Annotated in this window: 11 protein-coding genes; 1 reads left to right on the top strand and 10 read right to left on the bottom strand. The window is 37.0% G+C overall.

All coding sequences use genetic code 11. The features are described from left to right. The 5 genes from AC33VI_RS09540 to AC33VI_RS09520 form a co-directional block, all read right to left on the bottom strand. The coding region (locus AC33VI_RS09540; protein ID WP_491782033.1) for an AAA family ATPase at positions 1–650 on the bottom strand (650 nt) is incomplete at its 3' end. Further along, positions 647–847 carry a hypothetical protein gene (locus AC33VI_RS09535; RefSeq protein ID WP_491782032.1) on the bottom strand — a complete coding sequence of 67 codons (201 nt, stop codon included), beginning with the start codon at positions 845–847 and terminating at the stop codon, positions 647–649. The genes AC33VI_RS09535 and AC33VI_RS09540, both read right to left, overlap by 4 nt. A gap of 29 nt (positions 848–876) precedes the next feature. Continuing rightward, positions 877–1,440, bottom strand: coding sequence for a hypothetical protein (locus AC33VI_RS09530; protein WP_491782031.1), 564 nt, complete (start codon positions 1,438–1,440; stop codon positions 877–879). A gap of 18 nt (positions 1,441–1,458) precedes the next feature. Further along, the gene (locus tag AC33VI_RS09525) at positions 1,459–3,171 is read right to left on the bottom strand and encodes an ABC transporter ATP-binding protein/permease (protein ID WP_491782030.1); all 1,713 of its coding nucleotides are present in this window, start codon (positions 3,169–3,171) and stop codon (positions 1,459–1,461) included. Between the two features lie 54 nt (positions 3,172–3,225). Next, positions 3,226–3,717 carry a low molecular weight protein-tyrosine-phosphatase gene (locus tag AC33VI_RS09520; RefSeq protein WP_491782029.1) on the bottom strand — a complete coding sequence of 164 codons (492 nt, stop codon included), beginning with the start codon at positions 3,715–3,717 and terminating at the stop codon, positions 3,226–3,228. Positions 3,718–3,992: 275 nt separating this feature from the next. Between AC33VI_RS09520 and AC33VI_RS09515 the strand changes: the two genes are divergently transcribed. Beyond that, entirely contained in the window at positions 3,993–5,384 is a 1,392-nt protein-coding gene (locus tag AC33VI_RS09515; RefSeq protein ID WP_491782028.1) for an SGNH/GDSL hydrolase family protein, read from the top strand. Positions 5,385–5,492: 108 nt separating this feature from the next. Here AC33VI_RS09515 and AC33VI_RS09510 read toward each other — a convergent pair whose 3' ends face one another. The 5 genes from AC33VI_RS09510 to AC33VI_RS09490 form a co-directional block, all read right to left on the bottom strand. Further along, positions 5,493–5,981, bottom strand: a complete 489-nt coding sequence (locus AC33VI_RS09510; RefSeq protein WP_491782027.1) for a DUF1622 domain-containing protein — start codon at positions 5,979–5,981, stop codon at positions 5,493–5,495. 213 nt (positions 5,982–6,194) lie between these two features. Then, positions 6,195–7,754, bottom strand: coding sequence for a DUF1565 domain-containing protein (locus tag AC33VI_RS09505; RefSeq protein ID WP_491782026.1), 1,560 nt, complete (start codon positions 7,752–7,754; stop codon positions 6,195–6,197). Positions 7,755–7,849: 95 nt separating this feature from the next. Continuing rightward, positions 7,850–9,523 (bottom strand): calcium-binding protein, encoded by a 1,674-nt coding sequence (locus AC33VI_RS09500; RefSeq protein ID WP_491782025.1) that lies wholly within the window; start codon positions 9,521–9,523, stop codon positions 7,850–7,852. A 75-nt stretch (positions 9,524–9,598) separates the two neighbouring features. Then, positions 9,599–9,967, bottom strand: a complete 369-nt coding sequence (locus AC33VI_RS09495) for a hypothetical protein (RefSeq protein ID WP_491782024.1) — start codon at positions 9,965–9,967, stop codon at positions 9,599–9,601. A gap of 10 nt (positions 9,968–9,977) precedes the next feature. After that, positions 9,978–12,979, bottom strand: a 3,002-nt coding sequence (locus tag AC33VI_RS09490; RefSeq protein ID WP_491782023.1) for a DUF4347 domain-containing protein, incomplete at its 5' end; no start/stop codon positions are given.

Genomic DNA, 12,979 nt, shown 5'->3' with positions numbered 1-12,979 from the left:
TGTTTTAATAACTCTTTAGTACGAGCATCTCCTAATTCTTGTAATTCTTCCTGAAGACTTCTTTTGGCTTTTTTTAAATGCTCGATCGCCCGATCTAAAATCTTTACTCCCAACAAAGCTTTGGTATCTTCTGCCAGGGTGCGATCGCGATCCTGACGAAAAAAGCGATCGATTCTTTCCCCATCAAAAAAGAAATATTGATGCAGACTAGCAGGAAGAATGCGCTCGATAATATCTTCTGCTGTTTCTAGGGGAGAATACCATCTGCCATCATCCCCAGCTACTAACATAAATAATTTAGTCGGGCTATATTTAACTGCCACATCGCTAATTTTATTAGCAAAACATTTACGCTTGATCTGATACAACTTGCGATCGTGTTCAAATTGCAATTCTACCCAACATTCTACCCCTTGCTCTAAATTAGCTTCGGCGATCGCTCTTTGATTGACTAATAGTTCGGGAGAAGCAAACGCTGCCGTAAAACGTTCGTATAAGACCCAAGTAAAAGCATTTAGAATTGTAGTTTTACCCGCACCATTATTACCATAAATAACCGTCGTGTTTTTTGCTCCACTAGCAAATTTGATCTGTGGTGTTTTGCCGTAAAACTGTCGGAAATTATGTAGTTGCAGATAAATTAATTTCATTGCACGATTTTTTTAATTATCTTTAAAATATCCTCATTGATATTCCTAGGGGTCTTCAAATATAGCTTATCTTTTTCTAATTGCAATACTTCTTCAATAATTTGTTTGACTTCTGGAGATGCGTTAGTAATCGGTTCTTGAATAGAACTTAAGTCGAGATTATTACTATTATTGTGGGGATATTTGTCCTTTGTCATAGAAAGTTATCAAGAAAATGTTATTCAGATTACAAAAAGAAACGATAGTAACCAAGTAAATAGAATAAATCGATCGCAATAATAATTCCTTTTGTCCAAGGGGAACCGAGCAAACTAAAAGCGAGGGGATTAAATCCAACTACTAAAGCCATTTCAATCAAGGCAACATATTTTCCATAGTGTCTGATATCCCAATAGGAAAAAGGACTGATAAAACGATAGTCGCTAAAAGGATAAAAGTGACGATGGGCATCATCATGGTGTACGGGCAAATCTAATAGAGAATGACACACCATGCTGATACACAAAAACATAGCTGGTTTCCAATCGAGATAGTAAAAAAATACCGCCCCAATAATTGCTAAGGGTATGGAGTGGAATAAAGCGACTAGATTGTGCCAAAAAGGCTCATAATAGGCTTCCGACCAAATTTTACCTTCGGGCATTTTATAGATAAACTTTGCCACAAAATAAAAAACAAAAATCGGAATGTCGGGCAAAATCGCACCTATAGCAATAGCTAAATTACTTTTTGGCGCGATCGTTTTTCCTAATAGAACCAGGTTTAAAACATAATGACCAGGGGTGTTCATTAGATAGTTAGAGCGTTACTAGTTTTTAAGATCTTCTGATTTGCTCAATCGCCAATGTTCTGTATCTTGAATTTCTAAGACGTGCTGATGATAGTCGATTAGGGTGGGGCGATGTCCGACGCTGACGAAAGTAACACCATTGCTGATGAGATGCTTGTATAAGCTAGCTTCATTCTTGATGTCTAAAGCACTAGTAGCTTCATCTAAAATGGCATAGTCTGGTTTGTTAATCAGGATTCTAGCAAAAGCTAGTCTCTGTTGTTCTCCTAAAGACAAGACATCATCCCAATCTTTTTCAATATCCAAACCGCCGTGACGTTCGATTAAATCGGGGAGATTGACTGCTTTTAAAACGCGATCGACTTCTAAGTCAGAAATATCGATGTTATTACTGGGATAGGCTAATTGACTCCGTAGAGTACCCAAGATCATGTAAGGCTTTTGGGGTAAAAACATAATTTCGGACAAATCTGGACGATAGATCGCGCCCGTACCAGAATTCCACAAACCCGCGATCGCTCTAAGTAAAGAGCTTTTACCGCAACCGCTAGCCCCCATAACAAGCAATCCCTCACTTGTAGGCAAATCCACAGACAATTCTCGGATTAAAACACGTTGATAGTTGGGAGTTTGCAGGGTAACTTTCCTGAGAGATATTTTATCTTGTTGAATGGTGCTAATGGTAGGGCATTTTAAAACATTCTTATCCAGGGCAATTTTGGGATCGGATAAATAATTGTCAAAATCAGCCAAGCGATCGACACTAGCGGCAAATGCTGTTAAAGATTGAAAGCGGTTGACAATAAAGTTCAACGAACCAAAAACCCTAGCAAATGCTCCTCCTGCTTCGGTGACTTTTCCTACTTCTAAGTCACCCGAAAGTACGCTTGGTGCGATGACAATTGCAGGCAAAATATAGGGAAAGAAATCATAAGCATTGGTAAATAGCCCCAAATACATTTCCTGCCAGAGAATTAATAGATTAAAATTCTCGAATGCTTCGGAGAATTTACTCCGTAAAGTTTGATTTTCTTGATTTTCTCCTTGATAGAAAGCGATCGATTCGGAATTTTCTCTGATACGGACTAGTCCAAAGCGAAAGTTAGCTTCTTTTTTGATTTGATCGAAATTAATTTTTACTAATTTTCTACCAAAAACTCCCACTACAATTATCGTACCTACTAAAGAGTAGACAATTAATAAATAAACTAAGTTACTAGAAATTCTCCACAAGACAACGCTAAAAGCTGCCACTTGGAATATGGAACTAACCAAAGATAATAGAAAGCTAAGAGACTCTACAGTAAAACCTTTAATATCTTCGGCAATCCTTTGGTCGGGGTTATCAATATCTTTATTGAAATTTCCCAATTTATAAAAAGAGCGATTGCTGAAATAGCTGTTCATCATATAGTGGGTTAACCATCTGCGCCAAAAGTTACCCAATCTTCTTTGTACGTAGCTAAAACCAGCAAAAAGCGGTACATAGACTACTAAAATACCGAGAAAAATTCTTACAGTCTTCCAAAATCGATCTACATCTTTATTAGAGAGAGAAGAAATTATATTACCCTGTTGCTGTAGTAGCAAAACACTCAATTGAGTATAAGCTATGAGTAATATAAATAAGAGAGCTAAGAGAGATAACGCTCCTTTTTTTTCATTCCCCAACCAATAAAGCTTTGCCAGCGACCAAAACTTTTTCAATACTTGTAAATTAAATCGATTCATTGCGTTTCTATCTAACTATAAAAATGATGCTCGGCTAATATTGAACTTTCTAAATTAGGTTTTGGCTCGATATGCTTCAGAATTAACTATATAGTCCAATAAACCCGCACAAGCATCTAATAAGAGATCGATAACATAATCAAATCCATCTTGACCTCCATAATAAGGATCGGGTACTTCTTGATCGGTTTTATGCTTCGCGAAATCGCACATCAAATAAACTTTATCTTCGTACTTTCCTTCTCGATCTAAATACAAAATATCCTGGTAATTTTCGCGATCCATAGCTAAGATTAGGTCAAATTGCTGTAGATCGGCGGGAGTAAGTTTGCGAGATCTGCCTTCAAGCTTAATTCCTCGTTTGACCGCAGCAGTATTCATCCGACGATCGGGAGAAGCACCGACATGATATCCCGAAGTTCCAGCCGAATCACAGACTATTTTGTCTGACAAGTCAGCTTCTTCGATGAGATGATTCATAATATTTTCCGCTGAAGGAGAACGGCAGATATTCCCCAAACATACAAATAACAATTTATAGGTCATGAATAATTTAAAACTACTAAATACTTTATCGATTGAGGATCTTACCTAATTACGAGATATTTGTCTCACAGAATTTTGGCAGATATGACAGTTTTGCAAGATACCTATAATTCTCGAACATAAATCGATCGCTTTAGTTTTCCTACAAAATATTCATGTGGTCAATTTACCACAGAGTTAACTAGACAAACCTCAAATTGGTAGAGATCCTGGGATATTTAGCGGTCGAATTGATTAATTTACAGTTATTTTTATTATTTGCTTCCAGAACTAATATGTTTAAGTCCAAAGCTAGAGAACGCAGAATTTTTACTAGTCGAAAGCGATCCCGTCCCCGTTTTTCTTTCTTTTCGGCGATCGCATCTCTCGTTTTGAGTTTATTGGTATTGGAACTTTTAACTCGTATTTTTGTCGATCTTTCGGGCAATAGAAGCCAATTTGTCAACGCCAATCCTAAATCAGAACTTACAGAAGCTTATCAGCTTAAATTTGTCACTTCAGAAAAGTACAGTAACCCAGAAGACTTAAGCCTTCAAGCCAAAACCAGCCTATCTGTAGGCTATCAGTTAATCGGAAATCGCCAGAGCGATAATTGGCACATCAATCCCCAAGGATTTCGCGATCGCGAACCCGTATCGACGACCAAACCAAAAGGGGAAATCAGAATTTTTCTCTTGGGAGGTTCGACAGCTTTTGGTTATGGTAGCAGCAGTAATGATGAAACCATTAGCGAATATTTAGAGCAACGCCTCCAACAAAGATTGGAACAACAAAAAACTTCTCCTCACCTTTATAAACCAGATTTATTACCCTCCGACAAAAAAGAAAAACAGAAATATTTAGCCAAACCTTCTAAAATTAAGCCTGGAAAATATCGCGTCATTAATGCCAGCGTGCCTGGTTATGCTTCGGGAAACGAACTAGCTCAAATAGCTTTACAGATTCTCAAATATAAACCCGATTTAATCGCGATTTTAGACGGTTATGAAGATTTGATGTTAGATAGCAACAAAGAAGCAGTCAAACCCCCCGAACGAGTGATCGATAATGGAGATCGACCGAATAGTTTTACCGATTATGTCAGCCAGTTTATCGAGCCTTTAGAAAATAAGAGCTATTTAGCTAAAATTGCTCAAGATAAATGGTTAAAAGAGCATCAGGTTGAAACCAAACAAGATTTTATCCTCAACGAATCTACTTCTAATCTGGCAAAGTATTTGCCTCAAACCAAGGAAGAATTACAAAAAAGAGTAGATCGCTACATCGACCATCAAAAACAAATTTTAAGCCTCAGTGCAGCAGCGCAAATTCCTTTAGTAGTTGCTACTCAACCAGAAATTACAGGACGCAATCCCAGCCAGCTAACCGACGTTGAAGGCAAGATTGCTACGGAATTGGGTAGAAGCTATATCAAGCAGGTTAGAGATAGCTATCCCGTTCTCATTCAGGCTACTCAAAGACTATCTCAAGCTTTCCCCAAAAACATGAAAGCAGTGGATTTATATCAGCTAACAGATAAATATCCTTCTCCCAGTTTTATCGATCCCATCCATCTCAATCGAGCAGCCAACCAGAAAGTAGCAGAACAGCTTTACTATGCTATTTCTGGGTTTGAAAAAATGCAGGTCATTCCCAAACAAGCACCGCCACCAAACAAAAAATCGTAAAATTCATTTATTCCTACAAGCAAAAAATAATTCCTCTCTGCTATTTTTTATAAATTTATTTGATTTACTCTTAATAATCACAAGGGCGATCGCTGATTTTTACAGTTGCTATTCTGTGATTAATTTTGTGTCCATAGTCCGAATATTACTCTGTCTCATGTGTTCTAATTCGTTAATTTCTTTTTGTAAAAAGTAGTTAAGAAAAGTACGAATAGCAGAAATAATGGCTAGCTGTCCTAATTTTTCCCAACTAGGGGTAACTGCGGTTGCAGCAATATCCGCAGCTAATAAAAATTCTAAAGCTAAAGATAGAGAAGTACCCAAATCAATCCGAATTAATAGCAAAGTATCTTTGGGGTTCATGCGTCTACCGTTTATTTTGCTACCGCGAAGTATCATCGATTTGATTGCTTTAACAATGGCAATTGAAATTATTATCAAAGCAACTGCTTCAATAATGATTTTAATAAATAAAGCTGTTTCTAATAAAAGTTGTTCGGAAAAATGGCTGATTGTAAATATAGAATGACTGTGACTTTCTATTGCGGTGGCTATACTAAAATCATAAAAATAGTTGCAAAAATTATTTAAAAACACGATACTTACCCACTATAACAATATCGATAGATAATTGATGAAATCTCAGCAATAATGCTACATATCAGATGATGAGTAATTACTAACCAAGATGATGTATTTGTAGCAAATATTTAAGGGGTTCATCATATTTTTCATCTTATGGTGCAAATTAGTTAGTAAATGAGAAAAGATCGTTTAATTTTTCCTCAGCAATCGATTTTTAGTTAGTGTTTATTCCAAAATATGAGTGTCTAGACCTAAATCTTCTAAAGAACGTTTAGCTTGTTTGGCTTTATCCCAATTATTAAATGCACCTATTTGTAGAACGGGTTTTCCTTGATAGATAGTAGAAAAAGCTTCGGGGTAGAGCGATCGCACTTCCCGAATAATATATTCATTTTCTGCTTCTACTAAAACTTTGTATTTGACTGTAACTCCACTTCTAGAACCAAGAACGTCGGATAAACTACTAATTTGGGAATTATTAGCACCCAAAGCGGAATTATCAACTTGAGGTAAAAAAGGCACTGGTTCTGTTTCTGGGGCTTGAGAGGAACTAGCCGAATCAGCAGTAAACACAAATTCTTTAATATTTGTTTCTGGTTCGGAAACGGGTGGGGGAGAAGGTAGAGAAGGATCGGCAGCAGGAGGAACGGGTAAACTTCTGGATGTGGAATTATGAGAATCTAAGGGCGGTAGTAAAGGGCGGATCTCGGTATTAGTATTTTTGCTAGCGACTAATGTCCCGCGATCAAAGTTTATCTTTCCAATTACATCGCCATTAATTTCCGTACCCACTGCAACTATTTCGTTGCTACTAGCATTTTGAATGTCTAATTTTCTGTTACTACGAAAGACATTATTTCCAGCTTCGTCACTAGTACCGAGATCCACTAGAGAAGTTGCGATCGCCGTTAAGCCAGATTCGGCGGAATTGATTATTTCATTATCTCGTAATGTGGCTTGGGAACTACCTTCGAGAATAATGCCGATCCGATTGCCATCAAAATAGTTTTCTTGAAAAGTTACATTGGCATTTTGCACCAAACTAACCCCAAACCCAGTTTGCTCGAAGGTATTATTAACAACCTCAGCTTGAGAAGTGCCATATACCAGCAAGCCATTACCCGAATTATTATAAAAATAATTATCTTCAATTACAGGTTCGCTATTACCGTTAAGGGATAATCCCGTATTACCATTGCGAGTAAAAGTATTACTTGCGATCATCGGGCTGGAAGATTCTACCCACAACCCATGACCTCTAGAGTTATTATTAGTAACTGTAACCCCAACAATTCCTCCTGCATCTTGCAAAGCTGCGATCGCCACATTCTGCCCCGCACCAGTAGGACTGACAAAATCGCCACCACCGCGAATAATAATTTGGTGTCCCTGATTTTTAGGATTGCCTTGTAAGGTAATTTTTTCTTTAATAACTAGAGGAAAGACTTCGCCACTAGCTTCAGTATATTCTCCCGCAGCTAATTGAATTGTCGTTCCAGGCTTGGCAATCTTGAGAGCTTGGGTAATAGTTTGCAAGGGAGATAATTTAGTTCCTTCATTATTATCATCTCCCGATTTAGGATTGACATAGACGATTTGGTTATCCAAAGCAACAATAACATTGGGTTTTGTTTGAGCAATAACCTTGTTACTTTCTAACTTAACTCCCCAAGGAATTAGCACCGTCAGACCAAGCAACAACCAATAAATAGACTTTTGTTTGTGAAGTAAATTACCGAAGCTCAAACAGAATTTGCTATTGGCTACCCTACCGTCATGCTTCACGACCTAGCTCCTAAATCAATTCTCCATAATTGATAAATAATAACCGATCGCTTCTTGATTTTAATCGATCGCTATTAGGTAAATTTTATTTCCAATTAGTCTGTAATCTTGAAATTGACCGCAGATAGTTCGTCAACTCCCCATACAGTTAAGAAATGCCCCCCCGTACCAAAATCAGCAGCAGATCCATTTTGGTTGTAAAATAAATTTCCAGTTCCTCGACTGAAAACAATTAATGCTTCTGAAGTAGCAGCCAAACTATCTTCGCCTACTACAGCGAATTCACTAGAATTACTAAATCCACCTCCTGCTTGAGAAGAAAGAGCAGTAAAGGTAGTTTTATCGAGGAAAATGCGATCTATACCGTCCCCAAAGTCTTCAATAAGATCTATACCAACTGTATTTAGATTAAATACCGAGTTAGTGTTATACAAAAAGATATCATTACCCGAACCGCCACTCATAGTATCGTTACCAACACCACCAATTAAAATATCGTTATCTTCTCTTCCTCTCAGAATGTCATTGCCTTTATCTCCAGAAAGGGTATCATTTCCATGACCTCCATAAAGAGAATCACTATCAAGTCCTCCATAAAGTTTATCTTTGCCATTTTCGCCATACAAAAAGTCACGACCACCTTCTCCATACAAGGTGTCATTGCCATTCTCTCCATAAAGCTTATCAAAACCATTTCCGCCGTAAAGTTTATCTTCTTCCGCACCACCATCAAGATAGTCATTACCGTCATAACCGTAAAGAGTATCATTACCCCAATCAGAACGGATTAGGTCGTAATCGTTACCGCCAATTATTAAATCATGACCATCGCCAGCAAAGTATTTATTTGAGCCACTCCCACCAATAAGGGTATCATTCCCCGTACCTCCAAAGAGGCTATCATCACCTTCTCCCGCAGATACATAATCATCTCCATAAGTACCAAAAAGAGTATCTTTCCCGTTTCCGCCGTAAATGGTGTCATTCCCCGCCATTCCAGCTAAGGTATCATCCCCGTCATCCCCATAGAGAATATCGTTACCATCGCCACCAAAGGAAAGATCGTCGCCATCTTGGGTGTAAATTACATCATCCCCGTCATCTCCACGAAGACTATCATTACCCAAGCCACCATAGATCGTATCGTTGCCGTCTTGACCGTGAACTGTGTCGTCGTCCAAGCCACCATATAGCTTGTCATTACCCAAGCCACCATATAGCCTATCGCTGCCAGCATCACCCGCTAAAGTATCGTTGCCCCAACCACCATAAAGATTATCATTGCCATCATTGCCATATATTTCGTCAACCCCAGTTTCACCTGCTAAGGTATCGTCATTCTGTCCACCTTTTAAAACATCATCTCCATCTCCACCAGAAAGACTATCATTACCCGAAGCACCACTGAGGTAATCGTTTCCTTTCCCTCCATATAAAGTATCGTTACCTACTTTGCCATAAAGACTGTCATTACCTGAAGCACCGCTTAGGTAATCATTCCCGTATCCCCCATCAAGAACATCGTTACCGTTCTTGCCATAAAGCTTGTCGTTATCGTTTTGCCCGTACAGTTTGTCATTGCCATCATTACCATTAATGGTATCTTTACCATCGCTTCCGTATAGTTTATCGTTACCATCGTTGCCATTAATCACATCGTTACCTTGGGCAGCATAGATGGTATCGTCACCAAACAAGCCATCAATAACATCGGCTAAAGAAGTACCGTCTAATCTTTCTGCAAGGTTTGTTCCTGTAATATTTGTCATGATTTATCTCTCTAATTATTGTTGTGTTATTTGTGTTGGTATTAGAGAGATAGAGCTAATTAAATAGAAAAACAACTATTCATTGTAATACATGCCTTCTGCTATCATAGGTTCTAATTCTTTGATAGATTTTACTTCATTTAATCTACATAAAAAACTGTAATTAGAATCAGTTAAATGTAAATTTTGATCTAGTATTTTATTCAACTCAATTGCAAAATTGAGTGCGGTATCTCCAGTTCCTTCTATTGCAATAAATCTCCAATCTTCTCCAATATTTATATTCACACTATCATTATTGAGTCTGTACAAAATAGTACCCTCACTAGTTTCATTCTTGGAAATGTATAAATCAGCATTATCCATACTAGCAATTGCATTTTTAATTTGATTAGGTACAAACCTTGTATCTTCGTCAATATAAAGCATTAAAAAACTTGACATAAGATTCTCCTTATTGGACTTGTGTTGGTACGACTTTAACTTCTCCAGAAATGTTAAATTCTTCGAGCAGTGATTCAAAGTATGGAATGGCATTGACATCATTGACAAGAACCTCCAATTGAGTAAAAGGAATTAATGGGTTATTAATTAAATCCGCAGTTCTTCTAAATTGGTCACGTTCTTGACGGAGCGCATTATCTCTAATGAACTGGGGCACTTGGGAACCGTCAATAAATGGACTTCTTGCTGGTAATCCTATAAATTTTGTCTCTATAATGGTTCTTCCCCTAAATCCATCTATATCGAAAGTTTCGGGAAGACCCTGCTGGTTTATTTTACCAGTTGGTATTCTATAATTTACAGTTCCAGTCTGTTCTATTTCAAATAAATTAGCTCTTCTGCTGGTAGGAGTAGACCTTGGCGTTAGAGTTGAAATAAAATCTTCAACTTCTTGTATTCCATTACTACTCGAACTACCAATTGGAATTGAATTTCCAAATCCATCATTAATTACATAGAATAATTGAGGTATTTCAATTACATCAGGAAATATAAAAGGTTCATTCAATAAACCCTCTAAAATTTCGTCTTTCTGGGGGAAGCTTTCAACGTTTTCAGCAAGTTCATCTATAGGTTCTAGAGGAAGCCTGAAAATATTTTCGTTACCGTCAGGATTTAAAATGTTTTCAATAGTCGAACCGTTAGGAAATGTCTCAACTATTATTGGTGCTTCTACCTCTCCAGGAAACGCAGGAGGATTTGCGGCAAGATCTTCTACTGTAAAGGATAAAGTTGCTTGAGAGTTTTCAGCTATAAACTCAAATGCCGTACCAATATCTTCAAAGATTTGACCGCTTAGAATGTACAATCCACCTGTATAAATTGCCAATTCAATGAAATCTACTATGGGATTTCCTTCCCCTTCACCTATTCCCGCTTGAGCAACTAATATCTCACCAGTTTCTAAAGGTGTTAAATTAACACCTATTTCACTAAATCTATTTTGAGCAAATGTAAATCCTTCAGATTGGGCATTAATAAATGTAGTAAAAGCAACTTGATTTTCCGATGCAAAAATTGGGTGGGTGATTCTAATTTCATTAGCAAATCTTCCTTCTACTCCAAACTCTAATACGTGCTGAACTGGATTGGCACTATAGTATCGAAATGGACTGGGATCGAAATCTTGTAGTATTTCATTTCTAACATCTGTGTGAGTTTCAAAATAAAATTCTGTATCGAATAGAGGATTGGGATCGCGATTGGGATTTTTTCCCCCTGGATTGTTTTCCAGACTTTCTCTCCAGCCAAACTGAATATAGTGTGTTAAGGGATTTACACCTTCTGCTACTACATCAGGATTTTGAGCGTTGTAATAAGAAGAATCGAAATAGCGATTGGGATCTCGATTATCAAAGTTTTCTGAAAAACCAAATTCAACGAAGTGAGCTAAAGAATTTTTATTAGCATTGACTACATCGGAATTATTATCGTTGTAGTAGGAAGTATCAAAAAGAGGGTGAGGATCTCGATCTAAGCCTGGTCGAGCTTCGGTAAAACCAGTAAGTATGTAATGTCTAAAGGGTTCTGCTCCGTCATCTCGAACATCTATATTATTGTTTAGATAGTAATCAACATCAAAGAGAGGATGTGGATCTAATCCTTGTTTCCAACCATTTTCTACATAGTCAGTAAAAGGATTCATTCCATTAGGAGTTCCTCCCTGATTGATGTAATGATTAATATCAAATAATTCGTCTCCTGCAAAAGCATAATCTAAAGCTCGATAATCACTAGCATTAAATTGTTCAAAACTAACTCCACCTTCAAAATCTTCTGATGAAAGTTTGTATTCATATAAATGAGAATTAGCTTCAAATTGACTAGAATCAAATCTAAAGGATTCTGGTTTGTATGTGAAATTTACAGAATTAGAAGTAAAAGTAACTGAAGTTGCTTCAAAAGAAAGATTATCTCCAAAGTTTACAGTATTATTTGGATCTACATCATAAAAATCAAAATTACCAGGATCTAATTCAAAACTCAGCGAATCTCTGGCAGTTAAAGAACTGTAATCAAAAGTCCCCGCCTCAAAATTGAAAGTAATAGAGTTATTGTTATTTTCAATTGAAGTAAATTCAAAATTATTGGGATTAAAATTTAAGGAGCTAGCATCAAAATTAAATATAAGATTATTTACATCTGGACGATTGTAATCATAATTACGATCATCTCTTGTGGGAAATATGAAAAAATTTCCTTCGCCAAAATTAAGTGAAAAAGGCTGATTTTCAGCTTCAGGAAAATCAATTATTGACCTTCCTGCGTTGTGTGGAGAGTCCATTATTTCAGACCCTATTGGTAAATAGTCCAAGCGAAAACCAGTGTCTATATTGAAATCACCAAAGTTTTCAGGATTGAGTGGAATATCTCCAAAATTTGGATTATTGATAAACTTAATAAAAGTGGATCGAAAAGGAGTTCTAAAACCATTACTACTATCTGGAACACTTCCTTCTATGGTAAAAGTTCTGTCAAAAATATCAGGATTAAAATAACTCCCATTACTAGGCGGAGGAATGACTATATTAAATTGGTTTAACTTATATTTATAGGTATTTTGAATCTCATCATTAAATATTGATTCAGCTTCAATCTCTCCAATCGCATATTCTAAATCCCAATCGCCACCTAATTCGCTATAACCAGTAAGATCGTTTGATGCTTGAATATCTGCATTGGTGTATTCGCTCAAATCTTTAACAAATTCTGCACCAGTTAGATCCGTAGCTACATTACAACCATAAAGCAGAATATCGCCATGTTCTTCTAAAGAATCGCCCCAGCTATTTAGTTCTTCTTGATAGTCAATTAAAGAGTCTCGATCTAATGTTGTATTACCGAGAAACAACTCGCCATTATTACCATGAGAAACAATATGAATTTCATCCAAACTATCGTATCGGTCTAATGTTTGGCTAATTTGAGAAATTCCATCTTTTTGAGGATCTA

It is taken from the genome of Waterburya sp. (assembly GCF_058530065.1).
Note: the sequence above shows the minus strand (reverse complement) of the source record. Positions and strands in the feature narration are given on the sequence as shown.